Annotated in this window: 15 protein-coding genes; 8 read left to right on the top strand and 7 right to left on the bottom strand. The window is 64.7% G+C overall.

Annotation, left to right across the window (positions count from 1 at the left end):
• The first annotated feature begins 340 nt into the window (after nt 1-340).
• Nucleotides 341-994: a hypothetical protein gene (locus DX905_RS04330; protein ID WP_116090258.1), complete on the top strand. Its 654-nt coding sequence runs from the start codon at nt 341-343 to the stop codon at nt 992-994.
• 26 nt (nt 995-1,020) lie between these two features.
• On the opposite strand, the gene DX905_RS04325 is transcribed toward DX905_RS04330, so the two are convergent.
• Both DX905_RS04325 and DX905_RS04320 read right to left on the bottom strand, forming a co-directional pair.
• On the bottom strand, nt 1,021-1,530 hold the full coding sequence (locus DX905_RS04325) for a hypothetical protein (protein WP_116090257.1): 510 nt from the start codon (nt 1,528-1,530) through the stop codon (nt 1,021-1,023).
• A gap of 4 nt (nt 1,531-1,534) precedes the next feature.
• Complete coding sequence (locus DX905_RS04320) at nt 1,535-1,780, bottom strand: helix-turn-helix transcriptional regulator (protein WP_205412189.1); 246 nt, start codon at nt 1,778-1,780, stop codon at nt 1,535-1,537.
• Between the two features lie 138 nt (nt 1,781-1,918).
• On the opposite strand from DX905_RS04320, the gene DX905_RS04315 reads away from it, so the two are divergent.
• The 3 genes from DX905_RS04315 to DX905_RS04305 all read left to right on the top strand — a co-directional run bounded on the left by DX905_RS04315 (nt 1,919) and on the right by DX905_RS04305 (nt 4,568).
• Nucleotides 1,919-3,067, top strand: a complete 1,149-nt coding sequence (locus DX905_RS04315; protein ID WP_116092320.1) for an MBL fold metallo-hydrolase — start codon at nt 1,919-1,921, stop codon at nt 3,065-3,067.
• A 161-nt stretch (nt 3,068-3,228) separates the two neighbouring features.
• Nucleotides 3,229-3,873, top strand: coding sequence for a hypothetical protein (locus DX905_RS04310; RefSeq protein ID WP_116090256.1), 645 nt, complete (start codon nt 3,229-3,231; stop codon nt 3,871-3,873).
• Nucleotides 3,870-4,568, top strand: a complete 699-nt coding sequence (locus DX905_RS04305) for an FG-GAP repeat domain-containing protein (RefSeq protein WP_116090255.1) — start codon at nt 3,870-3,872, stop codon at nt 4,566-4,568. The genes DX905_RS04310 and DX905_RS04305 overlap by 4 nt, the downstream gene beginning before the upstream one ends.
• Here the strand turns inward: DX905_RS04305 and DX905_RS04300 are convergent.
• Nucleotides 4,558-5,145, bottom strand: coding sequence for a TetR/AcrR family transcriptional regulator (locus DX905_RS04300; RefSeq protein ID WP_116090254.1), 588 nt, complete (start codon nt 5,143-5,145; stop codon nt 4,558-4,560). The genes DX905_RS04305 and DX905_RS04300 overlap by 11 nt on opposite strands.
• 117 nt (nt 5,146-5,262) lie before the next feature.
• Between DX905_RS04300 and DX905_RS04295 the strand changes: the two genes are divergently transcribed.
• Nucleotides 5,263-7,362 carry a serine hydrolase domain-containing protein gene (locus tag DX905_RS04295; RefSeq protein WP_162875454.1) on the top strand — a complete coding sequence of 700 codons (2,100 nt, stop codon included), beginning with the start codon at nt 5,263-5,265 and terminating at the stop codon, nt 7,360-7,362.
• A 178-nt stretch (nt 7,363-7,540) separates the two neighbouring features.
• On the opposite strand, the gene DX905_RS04285 is transcribed toward DX905_RS04295, so the two are convergent.
• Genes DX905_RS04285 through DX905_RS04275 form a run of 3 tightly spaced genes read right to left on the bottom strand, consistent with a single transcriptional unit; the run spans nt 7,541 to nt 10,280 of the window.
• Nucleotides 7,541-8,194 carry a glutathione S-transferase family protein gene (locus tag DX905_RS04285; RefSeq protein ID WP_116090251.1) on the bottom strand — a complete coding sequence of 218 codons (654 nt, stop codon included), beginning with the start codon at nt 8,192-8,194 and terminating at the stop codon, nt 7,541-7,543.
• Nucleotides 8,185-9,450 (bottom strand): MFS transporter, encoded by a 1,266-nt coding sequence (locus DX905_RS04280; RefSeq protein WP_116090250.1) that lies wholly within the window; start codon nt 9,448-9,450, stop codon nt 8,185-8,187. The genes DX905_RS04285 and DX905_RS04280 overlap by 10 nt, the downstream gene beginning before the upstream one ends.
• Complete coding sequence (locus tag DX905_RS04275) at nt 9,447-10,280, bottom strand: arylamine N-acetyltransferase family protein (RefSeq protein ID WP_240320714.1); 834 nt, start codon at nt 10,278-10,280, stop codon at nt 9,447-9,449. The genes DX905_RS04280 and DX905_RS04275 overlap by 4 nt, the downstream gene beginning before the upstream one ends.
• A gap of 55 nt (nt 10,281-10,335) precedes the next feature.
• Between DX905_RS04275 and uvrB the strand changes: the two genes are divergently transcribed.
• The 3 genes from uvrB to DX905_RS04260 all read left to right on the top strand — a co-directional run bounded on the left by uvrB (nt 10,336) and on the right by DX905_RS04260 (nt 16,425).
• Nucleotides 10,336-12,534 (top strand): excinuclease ABC subunit UvrB, encoded by a 2,199-nt coding sequence (gene uvrB, locus DX905_RS04270; RefSeq protein ID WP_116090248.1) that lies wholly within the window; start codon nt 10,336-10,338, stop codon nt 12,532-12,534.
• A gap of 232 nt (nt 12,535-12,766) precedes the next feature.
• On the top strand, nt 12,767-15,106 hold the full coding sequence (locus DX905_RS04265; RefSeq protein ID WP_240320713.1) for a TonB-dependent receptor: 2,340 nt from the start codon (nt 12,767-12,769) through the stop codon (nt 15,104-15,106).
• Nucleotides 15,106-16,425, top strand: a complete 1,320-nt coding sequence (locus tag DX905_RS04260) for an alkaline phosphatase family protein (protein WP_116090247.1) — start codon at nt 15,106-15,108, stop codon at nt 16,423-16,425. Before DX905_RS04265 ends, DX905_RS04260 begins: the two co-directional genes overlap by 1 nt.
• Nucleotides 16,426-16,435: 10 nt before the next feature.
• On the opposite strand, the gene DX905_RS04255 is transcribed toward DX905_RS04260, so the two are convergent.
• Nucleotides 16,436-17,290 (bottom strand): diacylglycerol/lipid kinase family protein, encoded by an 855-nt coding sequence (locus DX905_RS04255; RefSeq protein ID WP_116090246.1) that lies wholly within the window; start codon nt 17,288-17,290, stop codon nt 16,436-16,438.
• Between the last annotated feature and the right edge of the window lie 72 nt (nt 17,291-17,362).

Here is a 17,362-nt window from a genome sequence, read left to right as displayed (position 1 = left end):
ATGCTAAGCGCATCGCCAGAGGGGGCAAGGATCGAGACCGCACGAACCCGTTCCATCCCCATGTTCCACAGGGCGGGCTCTCCCGGAAACGATATGGTGATCGCTCCGGTGAATCTCAATCTGAAGCCGGCGCCCCCTGGCCCCGACACAACAGATAGTGTCACTCCCGATTCATCCGCACAAGATGTTTAATTTATGACAAAGCGGATTGTCCGCTTGACGGGCACAAAAGAGTCAGTTTTTCGCCGCGTCGCTGCGGGTGCGAAGAACTGGGTAGGCAGGGGCCAGGGCGCGATCTTACAGTGGATCCCATGAACCTTCGGCGACGGGTGGAGGACATGTGACGACATTCAAGATGGCCCAACGGGCGGCGGTGGCAATCGCGACGCTGGCCGGGGTGATCGCCTACGCGCCGCAGGTCCTGGGTTTCCCCTATGAGGCGCGCTTCGGCCAGACAGTGGTCCGGTCAGAGCGACCGCTGCCAGCCGATTTCGGCGCGATTCTCGACGAGGCGGATGCGCTGGCGGCGCGAAGCCCCCTTTATACGGGCCCTGTCGCGCGCTTGATCTTCCTTACAAGCGGCGGCTGGCGCTGGCGGCTGGTCGCACTTCAGCAGAGCGGCGCGGTTGCATTCCGGCGGCCGCTGCGAAACCTGATCGTCGTCAACGATGCCGATCCGGCGGCGGACCGCGCCCGCAACCATCGCGCCATCGGCGGCATCCGCACGCTGCACGACGTGCTCGCGCATGAAACGACGCATATCCTGATCACCGATCATTTCGGACTGGCACGGGCAATCGCTTTCCCGCACTGGAAGGTAGAGGGCTATGCCGATCATGTCGCTGGCGCCTCCTCCGTCGATGACGCGCAGGCGCGGCAATTGCGGGCGAAAGATCCGCGCGACCCGGGGCTGGCTTATTATGATGCGCGCAGGCGGGTGGAGGCTGCGCTGGCGCGCGATCCGAGCGTGGATCATCTGTTCCTCCGGCCATGACGATGACCGAGCGGAGTCTTAGCGGGTCAGTCCTCGTCATCAGCTACGGCGGGTGGCTGGAGCCAGCTCGCGATCAGGGTGGGCAGCAGCATGAAGCAGGCCTGAAACGCAAAGGCGAGCGCGACCCAATGATTGGGATCGTGCGGGCGCCAGGCGCCGAGCGGGACGGCGACCGCCATGTAGAAGCAGCCGGCCATTGCGAGCACGGTCAGGATGATGCTGGACACGGCACCGGCACGGGCCTTCACCATCAACTCGCGTTCGTCGAGCGGGCCATCGATAGAGGGCACCATCCGCGGGCCGAAGATGCGGAAAATGAACGCACCGAGATAGCCTCCATAAAAGAGGCCTACCCCTGCCATGAAGTGCGTAACGTGCGGGAGAATCGGCTGTGCCAGCAGCACATAGCCCACGGCCATCGCCGCGATCACCAGCAAAGGCGACCAGCGCAGAGTGCGCGGCTTCACCTTCATGAACACTAGCCGGTCGATGCCGGTCGCGTAGACGGCGCGGTCCATTTTCTCGAGCAAGGTCATGGCATCACTCTCCCACCGCGGCCGCGCGGCGCAGCGCGTCGGCGACGGATTCGAAGGGTTGGAAGGAAAAGAGCAGCTCGATCGGCACACCGAAGAAGGCGGCGATCTTCATCGCAAGCTCAAGGCTGGGCTTATAGTCGCCGCGCTCGAGATAGCCGATCGTCTGGTTGTTGACGCCGACCGCCTCCGCCAAGGCGCGCCGTGACACGGCGCGTTCGGCGCGGAAAAGGGCAATGCGGTTGTATATCACTAAGCATCCATCGGTCAGAACGACGATATATTGCGTTTACACAACGATTCGCCCGAACGTCAAGAGACCGATTATTTTAACTGGCCCATTGCCCTGTTTTGGTAGCGCGCTAGTGCAGCCACGATGAAGCCGGTGCTGATGCGTATCTGGAGCTGGATCTGGCGCGGGCTGCTCGCCACCTTGATCCTGCTGTTGCTGGTGCCGGTGGTGATCCCGCCCTTCTTCGATCGCATCTACTATCGCGGGCCGGTCAGCGGCCATTTCGACGGGCAGCGTTTCTTCAATCCGGACGGTGAGCAGGGCACCGGCGGTGCGCGCAAGCGCACGCCGCTCGGCATGGCGTGGCGGATGATGACGATCAAGGACCAGGAGCCCTGGCCGGCGCACGTGGCGACGCAGCCCGGCTATCCCGCGTCCGCGGGGGTGACCTGCCCGCTCAAACCGGCTCGCGCGCTTGAGAATTGGGCGCGCTGCGTCGCCAAGGCCGACCCCAAGCGCATGTTCGTCACCTGGATCGGCCATTCGACCGTGCTGGTGCAGGCGGGTGGGATCAACATCCTGACCGATCCGATCTACGCCGAGCGCGCAGGCCCCTGGGGACTGCTCGGGCCGAAGCGGGTGCGCGATCCGGGCATCGCCTTCGACGATCTGCCGAAGATCGATCTTGTGCTCGTCAGCCATAATCACTGGGACCATATGGATCTGCCGACGCTCAAGCGGCTATGGGCGCGTGACCGGCCGCTGATCGTCACCAGCCTGGGCAATGACACGATCCTGAAGAGCGTCGGCGTGCAGGCGGTGGCACGCGACTGGGGCGGCCGAGTCCAGGTGCGGCCCGGAATCACCGTGACGATCGAGCGCGTTCATCATTGGGGCTCGCGCTGGATCAGGGACAGGAACCGCGCCTTGTGGTCCGGTTTCGCGGTGACCTTGCCCGGCGGTAATCTTTTCTTCGCGGGCGACACCGGCCCGGGCGACGGCAGCTGGCCGGTGGAAGATGCCAAGGACGGCCCCTATCGCCTGGCGCTGATCCCGATCGGCGCATTCCAGCCGCGCGAGATGATGAGCGGCAACCATATCGGCCCGGTCGAGGCGGTGGATGCCTTTCAGAAGCTGGGCGCGGCCAATGCGCTGGCGGTGCACTGGGGCACGTTCAAGCTGTCGAGCGAAGGCCTGTACGATCCGCCGAAGCTGTTGCACGCGACGTTGGCGGCGCGCGGCATCGCGCGAGGGCGATTCCGCGCGATCGAGGTCGGTCAGAATTGGGAAGTGGCGCCGCTGCGCTAAGTGATGGCGTGATGAGCGGCAGCCGCTCGCCCGTTAGCCTTTTCGCCCATTCACGAATTTGTCCTGCCCGCCGCAAGCAAGGTGACCTAGCCCGCTCCTACATTTCACCGCCTATCCGATGCCGGAACAGGCGCGGTTATTGAAGCGGTGCAGGAGCAATCATGGCTGACAATCCGACGCCTCTCACGCGGTTCGAGCTACCCCAAGCCTTCTATCTCGATAGGAGCCTGGCCTTTCCGACCGCCGTCGTTCTTACCGGCAATTACCATCGCAACGATGAAGTCGACATTCACCTCGACCGGCCCATACTCACCGACACTGGGCTGACGTCGACATTGCGCTTCGTCGCCTCCTCGGATCCGGTAGACTTTTCCCACTATGTTCCGCCGTTCACGCTGGTGGATGCAGCGGGGTTCTCGCTGGCCGCGCAACGCGGCGATTATCACATCGTCGATGTGACGGTCGTCCAGGCCGCGACCGGGGCTAAGATCGTTTATTCCACGCAAGAGCTGGCCGCCATGAGCTTCTCGACCGGCTTCAGCATCAGGAGCGGGACGCCCAACGACTTCGATGGCGGGCACCTGAGCGACATCTTGTGGCTGAACCGGTCGGGCGCGACCAGCACTTGGCTGGCGAACGAGGCTTCCGGGTCGCTCCATTTCGAGGCCAAGGGCAGGTTCAATGACCAGACGGTCGACCCGTCCTGGAAAGCGGTCGAGACGATGAACTTCGCGGGGACCAATGCGTCAATCCTCTGGCGCAACAGCGATGGAAGCCTGGCGGTCTGTACGGGGCGAGCTCGGTGACCGACAATCAGGGACACACCAGTTTCACCCCCATTTCCTACAATCACGGACCGATTGCGACGGAATGGACCATCGCGGCGGTCGGTGACCTCAATGCCGACGGCAAGGACGACCTGTTGTGGCGGCACGTGGACGGCGCGATCTCGACCTGGAATTCGACCGGCACCGGCTTCATCGAGAATAGCTATTATCACGGCAGCGTCGGCCAGAGCTGGACTGTGGAGGGACTGGCCGACTTCACGGGCGACAACCGTGCCGATATCCTGTGGCGCAACACCGACGGCTCGCTTTCAACCTGGACGGCGACCGACGCCGCGTCGGGCGCGGGCTTCAGCGAGAATAGCTGGTTACGCAACCCGATCGACCTTGCCTGGCACGTGGTCGGTCTCGGCGACTTCAACGGCGACGGCAAAGACGACATTCTCTGGCACCATGATAGCGGTGCCTTGTCGGTCTGGACGTCTACGGGCGCCGGTTTTGCGGAAAACCAGTTCAACGCAGGCGCCGCGGCAAGCTGGCAGGTTGCGCAGGTTGGCGACTATAACGGCGACGGGCTCTCGGATGTACTGTGGCGCAACTCGGACGGGGCGGTGTCAGTATGGCAATCGACCGGCAGTGGGTGGGCGCAGAACACCTATTATGATGCAACCAACGGGGCCGACTGGACGCTGGTCTCGCATCATTTCAGTCTGTGAGCAGCGGCTCGGTCAGGCAGGAGATCGCTGCGACGATGTCCGCCTCGATCTCGTCGAACGCGCGATCGAGCGCAAGGCCGCTCCACACAATGCCGTCGCGGATCGCGCCGATCGCGAGGGCCGTTTTCAGGGGGCTCATGCGCAGCCTGACGCGGCCCTCCCGCTCCATGGCGGAAAGGTGGCTAACAACAAGGTCGAGCGCGCCAGCGATGATCGGCCTGAGGAGATCGTGCTGCGCGCCCGGGCGGATGCCGGCGGCGTAGACCTGGAGCTGCATGCGCGCGACCGTGGCGGCATCGAAGCCGTCATCGCCCGCCATGCTGGCGACTGCCGCGGCGAATTCGGGCCAGGTTTCCGGGAGATAGGCTTCCTTGACCGACGCGAAGCGCAACGCCGCAGCAACGATCGCATCCTTGTTGGCGAAATGTGTGTAGAGCGCGCCCGCGCTTAGCCCAGCCTGCTTGCGGATCTCCGCGATCGAGGCCCGCTCGATGCCGAGGTCACTGATACAGCGCAGCGCCGCGCGCAGGATCCGTTCGCGCTGCGCCTCCATATGCTCTGGCGGCCTCTTGGGCATCAGCGGCTCCTGCTTCCTGTCATGCGCACCTAATACACCTCTTGACCAAATCGGAAAAATGGACGATCGTTCGTTTTATTCCCGCGCGTCTTGACCGCCAAATGCAAGGAAATTGCCATGATCAATCTGCGGAATGTCAGGACGGCCATCATGCGGCAAGCGCGAGCCTTGGTAATGTATTGGACCCGTAAGGTGGCGGGATGGGTGAATGTCCGCTTCCGCGCCGCGGCGACCTCGGGGCTGCTCCAGATACTGGTCGTGTGCGGGATCGTCGGCATGGCGGGACAGGCGATGTCGCAGCAACCGCGGGCCGCAGCGCCGCTCGCCCCGCCGACGTCCGTGCAACCGTCGCAAGACGATCCTACGTCCGCGCAGCAGCCGGTCCATCCGCTCGATGCCACCGATCTCGAAAGCTGGCTCGACGGAATGATCCCCGCCGCGCTCGAGCAGGGCGACATTGGGGGGGCGGTGGTCTCGGTGGTGAAGGACGGAAAGGTCCTGCTCGCCAAAGGCTATGGCTATGGCGACGTCGCCGCCAAGGCGCCGATGAACGGGCAAAGGACGCTGGTGCGTGCGGGCTCGGTCTCGAAGCTGTTCACCTGGACGGCGGTGATGCAGCTGGTCGAGCAGGGGAAGATCGACCTGGATGCCGACGTCAACCGCTACCTCGATTTCAAGGTACCGGAGCCTTACGGGCGGCCGATCACAATCAACGACCTGATGATGCATCGGACCGGGTTCGAGGAGGGTCTCAAGGACGTTCTCGTCTCCGACCCGAAACAGCTTCAGCCGCTCGGTCAATTGCTCAAGCAGCATGTGCGGCCGGTGCTGTACGCCCCGGGCACGGTGCCGGCTTATTCCAACTATGGTGCGACACTGGCCGGTTATATAGTCGAGCGCGTGTCGGGCGAGCCGTTCGCGGACTATGTCGCGCACCACATCCTGACGCCGCTCGGCATGAACCACTCGACGTTCGCACAGCCTTTGCCGCCGGCGCTCGCCCGCCAGGCGTCCAACGCCTATCGCAGCGCGAGCGAAGGGCCGCGGCCGTTCGAACTGGTCGCCCAGACTCCCGCGGGCGCGCTCAGCGTGACCGCGGCCGACATGGCGCAGTTCATGCTGGCCCATCTCCAGGAAGGCCGCGCCGGCACGGGGCAAATCCTGCGGCCCGAAACGATGCGCCTGATGCACAGCCCTTCGATCGTGCTGCCCAACGGCTTCGATACGATGGCGCATGGCTTCTTTCGCGGGCAGCGTAACGGCCGCCTGGTGCTGGAGCATGGCGGCGACACCGTCCTGTTCCACAGTGACCTGGAGATCCTCCCGCAGGAGGGTGTTGGCATCTTCGTCAACTTCAACAGCCGCGGGCAGGGGGATGCCACCTACGGCGTTCGCGAGCGGCTGATGCAGGCTTTTCTGGACCGCTATTTTCCCGCGCCGCCTTTGGCCGAGCCGCGCGCGCTGCCGACCGCCAAAGCCCATGGCCACGACATTGCGGGGCGTTATGAAACGTCGCGCCGCGTGCAATCCGGATTCATCAGCCTGTTCTATGTGCTGCAGGGGCAGGATGTGGTGGGCATCAATCCCGACGACACGATCAGCCTCTCGTCCGCGCCCGGCAAGGCGTTCCGCGAGGTCTCGCCTTATGTGTGGCGCGAAGTCGGCGGCACGCGCCTGCTCCAGCTTACCAACGTGGGCGGCATTAAGACGATCGTTGACGGCCATAATCCCGCCGGCGTGCTGCAGGCGGTGCCGCTCAAGCGGAATGCGGGGCTCAACCTGCCGATCTTCCTGTTCGCGCTGTTCGGTTTGATCGCCGCTGCGGTCGCCTGGCTCATCGCCGAGGCGGCGCGTCGTTATTATCGCCAGCCGTCGAGCCTGTCCGGCCGGCCTTTGCTGATCCGGCGGCTGACACGGATCGCGACCATCGCCGACCTCCTCTATCTGTTGGCGTGGTTCATCATCCTGAAGCCGATCCTGAGCAGCGATGTCGTGTTCTATACAGGCTCGCTCGATCCGGTCATTCGCCTGCTTCAGGTGGCCGCGATCGTGCCTATCGCGGGCGCGATCCTGGGCCTGTGGAACATGGGATTGTCACTGCGCTCACGACGGAGCCGGATCATCAAGGCCGGCAGCATTCTGGTCGCTTTTGTCCTGCTGGCTACGGTCTGGATCGCCTATGTCGGCGGACTGATGGACTTCACGCTTAACTATTGAGAAGGGCCGGCGCCGCGCGGCAAAAACTTGCCCTTGGTACGGCTGGTAAGGTGGATCAGCCGGCAGCGGTCGCAGCGGTAGGGCCGCAGCGACAGGGCGGCGCGCTCCGCGTACAGCAGCGCCTCCTGCAGCGAAGCGAAACGTGCCTTCCTGGAACAGGTGCTCAACTTGGTACGCATCAATCGCGATCGGGAGCGCCGAGAGGGAAATAGCCGCGATAGGGGCGGGCCTCTTCCACCGCGCGGGCGAAGGCGGGTCTGGCCAGCAGGCGTGCTCGATAGGCACGCACTTGCTGGAATTCCGCACCGATGGGGTGGACCCAATCGGCGTAGAAAAGCGACGGCGCCGCGGCGCAATCTGCCATGGTGAAGTCGGCGCCCGCCGCCCAGGTGCGGCCGGCCAGCCGCTGTTCAAGCCAGGCGTAAGCGGTGTCGAGCGCCAGCCGCGCTTCCGACATCGCCTCGTCCCTGCGCGTGCCGTCCTCACGGAGCGCTTCGAACACCGGCTTCTGCATCGCCGTCATGACATAGTGATCGAAGAAACGGTCCATGAAGCGAACCTCCAGCGCCGCATCGCGGTCATCGGGCAGCAGCCGCATCGGACCCCAATGATGTAGGTCGAGATGCTCGATGATGATGCTGGATTCGACGATGGTGCGGCCGTCATCCACTAGCACGGGGAAGCGGCCGAACGGCCACAAGGCCGCGCGCTCTTCCGCCGCGCCCGGCTCCTCTAGATGGCGGTAGGTGAAGGGGGTGTCATTCTCCCACAGCGCCGTCAGCACTTTCTGGCAATAGGACGAAAATGGGTGCGAGTAGAGCGTCAGCGCCATCGGCTATTCTCCTCGCGCATCGCGATCGTGGCGATCAGGGCTACGCCGATCATCGCGGTGACGTACCAGAAATAGTAATTTTCATGCCCCGCCTGTTTGAGGCCGAGCGCGACCGTTTCGGCGGAACCGCCGAACAGTGACTGGCTGATCGCATAGGGGAGGCCGACCCCGAGAACGCGGATGTGCGGCGGGAACAGCTCGGACTTGACGATAGCGTTGGTGGCGGTCGCACCAGACAGGATGACGAGCGCGGTGAGCACGAGCGCGAAGGCGACGAGCGGATCGTGCGTGCGTCCGATCGCCGTCATCAGCGGCACCGTGCCGACGATGCCGCCGATCCCGAACCAGTAGAGCAGGGGTTTGCGGCCGATGCGATCGGACAAGGCACCCAGCGCAGGCTGGAGCAGGATCGCGACGATGGTGGCCACGGCACAAATCTGGCTCGCAAGCGGCTTTGTCAGTCCCGACGTCACCACCAGATATTTCTGCATATAGGTGGTGTAGGTATAGAAGGCGACGTTGCTGCCGACCGCCAGCCCGAACGCTATCAATACCGCGCGGCGATGATTGAACCACAATTCCGCGATGCCCCCGGCGCGGCGCGCGGGCGCGGCCTCCTCGGTGAACGCCGGCGTCTCGTCGATTCCGCGGCGGAGGAGGTAGACGCCGAGCGCGAGCGCGGCGCCAACGACGAAGGCGAGCCGCCAGCCCCATTCCGACAAGGCCGCATCGCCGATGCCGCTTGCCTGCAGGCCAAGCAGGAACGCGAGCGCCAGCAATTGCCCGCCATAAAGCGTGACATATTGGAAGCTGGACCACAAACCGCGGCTGCCGGCCGGCGCGATCTCGCTGAGATAGGTCGCCGCCGCCCCATATTCGCCGCCGAGGCTGAGGCCCTGGACGATGCGCGCGCACATCAGCAAGACCGGCGCGGCGATGCCGATCGTCGCATAGCTGGGAATGGCAGCAAGCAGCAGCGCGCCGCCGCCCATCATCCCCACGCTCCAGGCCAGCGCGGTGCGCCGGCCATGGCGGTCGCCGATCCGCCCGAGCAGCCAGCCGCCGACCGGGCGCATCAGGAAGCCGATCCAGAAGATGCCGCTGGTGGCGAGGAACTGGGCGGTCTGATCCTGGCCCGGGAAGAAGGTCTTGGCGAAATAAAGCGAGAAGGCCGAATAGACGTACCAGTCGAACCATTCGACCAGATTGCCCGCCGCGCCGCCGAGGATCGACCGGAGGCGCACCGGCTCGCTCATGCGGCGGGAAACAGCCCCAGCGCGGCGACATCCTCAGCCGCTAGATCGATCCCGAACAGCAGGCTGAGGCGCATGCGGTAGACGCGCGGATCGCCGATCTCGCCGGACGCTTCCTTATCGCCATTGCGGCGGCGATAGGCGGCGTCGGTCAGGCTGGCGAAGCCCTGCGGCAGGACGATGCTGGCGATGCGGACGTTGCGAAAGCGGCTGTCTGGCGCGGTCGAGGTCCAGTGGTTGGAGAGAATCAGGTCGTTGGTGAAGACCGGATCGAGGCTAAAACTATATTGCGGCTGCCAACCGGTGCCGCCGCCCCGCCCATCCGTCGTCGCCGGATCACCGTCGCGCTCCAACATCCAGCCGTGCAGCGGGTCGCGCATCAGTCGGAAGCGGGCGCCATCCGGTGCATCCGCGGTTTCACCCTCGGCAAGCGGCATCGGGGGGGCGTAGGAACCGCCGAAGCCAGCGTCGGCGATCCAGCACTGCCCGTCGATCGTGACGAGGCTGAGCGTGTGGGTCTTGGGCGGAGGCGGACCCTGGATGCCGAGCCAGACGCGCGCCAGCAACGGGCGGGCGACGAAGCCGAGCGCATCGAGCGCGTCGCCGAACAGGCGGTTCTGCTCGAAGCAATAACCGCCGCGGCGGGCGGTCACGAGCTTGGCGAACACCGAATCGCTATCGATCGCAATGCCGCGACCAAGGATCACATCGAGATTCTCGAACGGGATCGTCAGCCGATGCGCGCGCTGGAGCAGGGCCAGCCCCTCGGCGGTTGGGGGCGGCGCGACGGCGAGGCCCGTGCGGGCGAGGTAGGCGCTAAGATCGAAGGGCACGGTTGCGCCTTGTAGCGCTGGAACAAAGCGCGTCCAGCACCCATATAGCGAGTCTATGGCGATCCAGATCCGCACCAGCCTCGACGAGCCCGAGACGGGGCAAAGCTTCATTCCTCATCGGCCCGAGCGGCCGGAGAAAAGCCAGGGCGGCAAGCCGTTTCGGCTGGTGGCCGAGTATGAACCCGCCGGCGACCAGCCGACGGCGATCGCCGAGCTGGTGGAGCAGGCGCGCGGCGGCGAGCGCGACCAGGTGCTGCTCGGCGTGACCGGATCGGGCAAGACGTTCACCATGGCCAAGGTGATCGAAAGCTTGCAGCGCCCGGCGCTGGTGCTTGCGCCCAACAAGATCCTGGCAGCGCAGCTCTACGGCGAGTTCAAGAGCTTCTTTCCCGACAATGCGGTCGAGTTCTTCGTCAGCTATTACGATTATTACCAGCCTGAGGCCTATGTCCCGCGCTCCGACACCTACATCGAGAAGGAAAGCTCGGTAAACGAAGCGATCGACCGGATGCGCCATTCGGCGACGCGGTCCTTGCTGGAACGCGACGACGTGCTGATCGTCGCGTCCGTATCGTGCCTCTACGGTATCGGCTCGGTCGAGACCTATTCGGCGATGATCTTCGACCTGAAGACCGGCCAGACGGTCGATCAGCGCGAGATCATCCGCAAGCTGGTCGCGCTGCAGTATAAACGCAACGACGCGGCCTTTCAGCGCGGCAATTTCCGCGTACGCGGCGACAATCTGGAGATTTTCCCGTCGCATTACGAGGACAGTGCGTGGCGCGTGTCTTTCTTCGGCGACGAGATCGAGCAGATCACGGAATTCGATCCGCTGACCGGCAAGACCTCGGCGACGCTCAAGGAAGTGCGGATATACGCCAACAGCCATTATGTAACGCCGGGGCCCACGCTCAAGCAGGCGACCGAGGCGATCAAGTTCGAGCTCGCCGAGCGGCTCAAGGAATTGCAGATCGAAGGCAAATTGCTGGAGGCGCAGCGGCTGGAGCAGCGCACCCATTTCGACCTGGAAATGATCGCGGCGACCGGCAGCTGTGCCGGCATCGAGAATTATAGCCGCTTCCTGACCGGCCGCCTGCCGGGCGAGCCGCCGCCGACTTTGTTCGAATATCTGCCGGAGAACGCGTTGCTGTTCGTGGACGAGAGCCACCAGACAGTGCCGCAGATTGGCGGCATGGCGCGGGGTGACCATCGCCGCAAGATCACGCTCGCCGAATATGGTTTCCGCCTGCCGTCGTGCATCGACAACCGCCCGCTGCGCTTCAACGAATGGGACGCGATGCGCCCGCAATCGGTCTATGTCTCGGCAACGCCGGGATCGTGGGAGATGGAGCGCACGGGTGGGGTCTTCTCCGAACAGGTTATCCGCCCCACGGGGCTGATCGATCCGCCTGTCGAGGTACGGCCGATCGAGAGCCAGGTCGACGATCTGGTGCATGAGGCCAAGCTCACTGCCGCCAAAGGCTATCGCAGCCTGGTGACGACGCTCACAAAGCGCATGGCCGAGGATCTGACAGAGTACCTGCACGAGGCGGGTATGAAGGTCCGTTACATGCACAGCGACGTCGAGACGCTGGAACGGATCGAGCTGATCCGCGACCTCAGGCTCGGCGTCTATGACGTGCTGGTCGGGATCAACCTTCTACGCGAAGGATTGGACATTCCCGAATGCGGGCTGGTCGCGATCCTCGACGCCGACAAGGAAGGCTTCCTGCGGTCGGAGACGTCGCTGATCCAGACGATCGGGCGCGCGGCGCGCAACGTCGACGGCAAGGTCATCCTCTACGCCGATCATATCACCGGATCGATGGAGCGGGCGATGCTGGAGACATCGCGCCGGCGCGAGAAGCAGGAGGCGTTCAATGCCGCCAACGGGATCACGCCTGAGACGATCCGTCGGGGCATCACCGACATTGTCGGGCATTTGTCGTCGCGCGATCAGGTGACGGTCGACACCGGGATCGAAGACCGCCCGCACATGGTCGGCCACAATTTGCGCGCCTATATCGAGGATCTCGAGAAGCAGATGCGCGCCGCTGCGGCAGACTTGGAGTTCGAGACTGCGGGCCGGCTGCGCGATGAGATCCGCAAGCTGGAAGCGGACGAGCTCGGCCTGCCGCCATCGGCGCATAAGGCACCGATCCGTGGCAATTCGACGCTCGGCAAGCCCGGCACGCGCCAGACGCGCTACGGCAAGGCCAAGGCGGCGCGGGCGAGCCGGCGCGGGCAGGGGTAGACGAACGGCTGGCCATATCGACGCGCATGCCACTCACGCCGGTCATTGCGAGGGCGGGAGTGACGAAGCAATCCAGTTCGGGCCTGGATTGCTCCTCGCCTTCAATGACGGGGGAAACTAGGGCGAGGTCGACACCGTAACGCAACCGCAACTTTAGCTTCATCACGCTGCAATGCAGCAGGATCAGGAGCCCGATCGAAGGCGAAGCGTCGCCTCGAAAGGGAATCAGACCATGAAGCCGACCTTCGCGTCCCTTGCGACGGGCATTGCGCTCGCCGCCTTTTCTGCCACATCCATGCATGCCGCCGATCTAGCCGTGCCTGCCGCGCCCGCGGCCGATCCCGCGCCGGCCGCGGTCGACGCGGCCCCGGCCGATGAGGGCGAAGTGGTGGTACTCGGCTTTGGCCGCGGGCGTCAGGAGCAGGAAGTCACGGCCGCCGACATCGGACGGCTGCCGCCAGGCTCGACCCCGTTCAAGGCGATCGAGAAATTGCCGGGCGTGCAATATCAGGCGGGCGATCCGTTCGGCGCCTACGAATGGGCAGTGCGGATCAGCCTGCGCGGCTTCAACCAGAACCAGCTCGGCTTCACGCTCGACAACGTGCCGCTCGGCGACATGAGCTATGGCAACGTCAACGGCCTGCACATCAGCCGTGCGATCATTTCGGAGAATGTCGGCCGTACGGTGGTGGCGCAGGGCGCGGGTGCGCTCGGCACGGCCTCGACCAGTAATCTCGGCGGCACGATCCAATTCTACAGCGACGATCCCAATCGCGAGTTCGGTATCGCCGCATCCGGCACGGGCGGCTCGGACAATACGTATCGCGGTTATGCGCGGATCGACTCGGGCGACATTGGCGGCGTGCGCGGTTCGCTTAGCTACGCCTATCTCCACACCGACAAGTGGAAGGGCGACGGCCCGCAATATCAGCATCAGGCCAATGCCAAGCTGGTCGGCGATCTCGGCACCGCCAGCACGCTGACCGGCTTCTTCGATTTCTCGGCGCGGCGCGAGACCGATTATCAGGATCTGACGCTCGAGATCATCGACCGGCTCGGCAAGCATGACGGCTTCCGGGTCGACAATATCCGGCCGGATTACGCCACCGCCAAGGCGATCGCTTTGGCCTATCAGAACGGCACCGCCTTCCCGGCGCCCTATACCAATCCCGACGACGTCTATTTCGATGCCGGCGGCGTCCGGAACGATTATCTCGGCGGCGCCACGCTTGACCTCAAGCTCGCGCCCGAGCTGACCTTCAAGGGTACCGGCTATTATCACGAGAATAAGGGGCAGGGGTCGTGGATCACGCCTTATGCCGCAACCCCGGCCGGCGCGCCCGACCAGGACGGCAATGCCATAGCCGCGCCGGCTCCCTTGTCCTTCCGTACCACCGAATATGCGATCCATCGCGAAGGCGCGATCGGCGCGTTCACCTATAACAGCGGCAGCAACAGCATCACCGCCGGCGGCTGGTACGAGCGTAACCATTTCCACCAGGCGCGGCGCTATTACGGGCTCGCCAATGCCGCGTTCAATCGCAAAACGCTGGAGTTCCAGAAGAACCCCTTCGCCACGCAATATGAGGGCGATTTCCACACCAACACCTTTCAGTATCATGTCGAGGACACGCTCAAGCTGGCCGACGACAAGCTGGTCCTGACCGGCGGGTGGAAGGGCGTGAAGGTCACTAACAAGGCGGCGGTGCAGACCGGACCGCTCGCCAGCGGCGAGATCGGCGCCAAGGACTGGTTCCAGCCGCAGGTGAGCGTCGTTTATCACGTGACGCCGAGCACCGAATTGTTCGCCGATTATACCGAGAATATGCGCGCGTTCGTCTCCGCGCTGACCAGCGGGCCGTTCTCGACGACGCAGGCCGGGTTCAACGCGATCAGGGGCACGCTCAAGCCAGAAAAGTCGAAGACCTATGAGGGCGGCGTGCGCTTCCACGACGGGCCGTTCCAGGCTTCGGCGGTCGGCTATTATATTGACTTCACCAACCGGCTGGCGGCCTTCGCCAACGGATCGGGCATCGCCGGCAATCCCGCGATCCTGAACAATGTCGGCAGCGTCCATGCCTATGGCGCGGAGCTGGCGCTCAATTACAAGCTCACGCGCGCTTTCTCGCTATTCGCCAATTATTCCTACAATCATTCGGAATATCAGGACGACGTGATCCGCGGGGACGGCACGGTCTACGCTCGCACCAAGGGCAAGACCGTGATCGACGCCCCCAAATCGATGCTCAAGGGCGAGCTCGTTTATGACGACGGCACCGTCTTCGGGCGCGTCGGCGGCGACTATATGTCGAAGCGCTTCTTCTCCTACGAGAATGACCAGGTCGCGGGCGGGCGCTTCGTGGCCGATGCGAGCATCGGCTATCGCTTCGCCGGGTCGGGCTGGCTCAAGAACATCTCCATCGAGGGCAGCGTCACCAACCTGACCAACAAGCGCTACATCTCGACCGTCAACACCAACAATGTCGAGGTCAGCGGCAGCGATTTCGACAATCCCAACTTCATGGTCGGCGCGCCGCGCCAGTGGTTCCTGACGCTGAAGAAGGGCTTCTGATGCGGCGCCTGCTGGTGCTGGCGGCCGCGCTGCTGCTCGGTGGCGCCCCGGCAGCGGCCGGTCCGGTGCTGATGATCTCGGTCGACGGGCTGCGGCCCACCGACGTGATCGAGGCAGACGCGCATGGGCTGAAGGTACCGAACCTGAGGCGGATGATGGCGCAGGGGGCCTATGCGGAGGGCGTGACCGGCGTGCTCCCGACGCTGACCTATCCCAGTCACGCGACCCTGATCACCGGCGTTGCGCCGGCGCGGCATGGGGTGGGGAACAACCTCACCTTCGATCCCACCAACATCAATCAGGTGGGGTGGGATTGGTATGCCGAGGATATCAAGGCTCCGACCTTGTGGAGCGCGGCGCGCGCGGCGGGGCTGAGGACCGTCAATGTCCACTGGCCCGTAAGTGTCGGCGCGCCGGTCGATTATAACCTGCCGCAGATATGGCGGACGGGGCATGACGACGACCGCAAGCTGATGCGCGCGCTGGCGACGCCGGGCCTGCTCGACCGGCTGGAGCATGATCTGGGGCCTTATGCGCAAGGGATCGACGAAAGCGTGGAGGCGGACGAAAACCGGGTGCGCTTCGCCGCCGAGCTGATTGCGGAGCACAAGCCCGCGCTCACCACCGTCTATCTCGCCAGCGTCGATCATAACGAACATGCGCTCGGCCCCGGCAGCCCGGAGGCGCTGGTGACGATCGCGCGCAACGACACGATGATCGGGCGCCTGGTGGCGGCAGCGCGGGCGACGGAGCCGGATCTGACGGTCGTGGTCGTGTCCGACCACGGTTTTCAGGCGGTCAGCACCGACGTGAACCTGCTCGCGCCGTTCATCGCCGCGGGACTGATCACGTTCGATGCGGCCGGCAAGGTCACCGCCTGGCAGGCCGAGCCCTGGTTCATGGGCGGTAGCGCGGGCGTGGTGCTGGCACGCCCCGACGATCCGGCATTGGTCGCGAAGGTGGCCTCTTTCCTTGCCGGTCTGAAGACCGATCCTGAGATGGGTATTGCCGAACTCCTCGATCGCGAGGCGATCGCGGCGATGGGGGGCGCGTCGCAGGTGAGCTTCCTGATCGCCTTCCGCCCCGGCTTCCAGGCGGGCCACGATCCGCGGGCCGCCAAGCAGACCCCCAGCAGCTACAAAGGGATGCACGGCTATCTTCCCGTCGATCCGGCGATGCGCTCCAGCCTGTTCGTCGAGGGGCCCGGCCTCGCCCGGCATGGCAGCCTGGGGCAGATCGATATGCGCGCGATCGCGCCCTCGGTTGCGCGGGTTCTGAGAGTGGCATTGCCGACGGCGGAGGCGAAGCCGGTCTTCTGAGGCGTCCGGCTCAAGCGAAGTGCAGGATGTCCGAGGCGATGGTGACATGGACGGGCAAGGTGGCGACAATGTCGCCATCCGCCTGAAACGGCGCCGTATCGCCATCGATGGTCAGTTCGGTACAGGAGAACAGAATGAGGTTAGGCCGACCAGCGAGAGGATGGCCGCGCCACAGCGCCCAGACGAAGCGCGCGAAATCCCGGCGGGTGGCGCTACGTAGCGCCACCACATGCAGCAGCGGCTCCTCCACGGAGGCCTGCGGCGCAAAGCTCCACGGACCGGCGAAATAGCGGCCCTTGGCGACATAAACCGCTTCGCACGCAATCTCCCTGTCCGGCGTCGCCACGCATAATTGCGGGCGGGGCCACCGGCCAAGGAGGGCGAGGAAGGATAGCAGGTAGGCGAGGCGCCCAACGCGCCGTTTGAGTCGCGGCGACAGGCCGGCCACGGCAAGGCTGTCGGGTCCGACGCTCGCCACACCGGAGAGGATCGTCTCACCGAGCAGGCCGACATGGTGGCCATAGCGCAGGCCGCCCGCCAGGGCCCGTGCCACGAAGGTGGCGGGGTCGCGTGAATAGCCGCGTTCGCGCGCGATGAGATTGACTGTGCCCATCGGAAACAGGCTCAGCGTAACCGACCTGCCGGCACGCCGGACGGCGGCCAGCACGTGCCGCAACGTGCCGTCTCCTCCGACCACACAGACGTGATCAGCCTCGACGGCGATGTCGACCCCGCCCGAGCGACTTTCCGAAAGGATCACATGCGCGCCGGCCGCCTTGAACGCCCGCTCGAGCGCGCGCAACCGCCGGCGCGATGCAGAGCCGGCATCGGGATTGGCGACGATCTGCACGGTTGTCCCGCTCATGCGCTGCTCCCCCCCCGATGAAGCCGCCTAACCTAGGCTGTGGCATGTAAGCCACTGAAAGAATGTTATGCC

Origin of the sequence: Sphingomonas crusticola (assembly GCF_003391115.1) — a bacterium.
GTDB lineage: Bacteria > Pseudomonadota > Alphaproteobacteria > Sphingomonadales > Sphingomonadaceae > Sphingomonas_I > Sphingomonas_I crusticola.
This window is presented reverse-complemented; position numbering and strand designations above follow the sequence as displayed.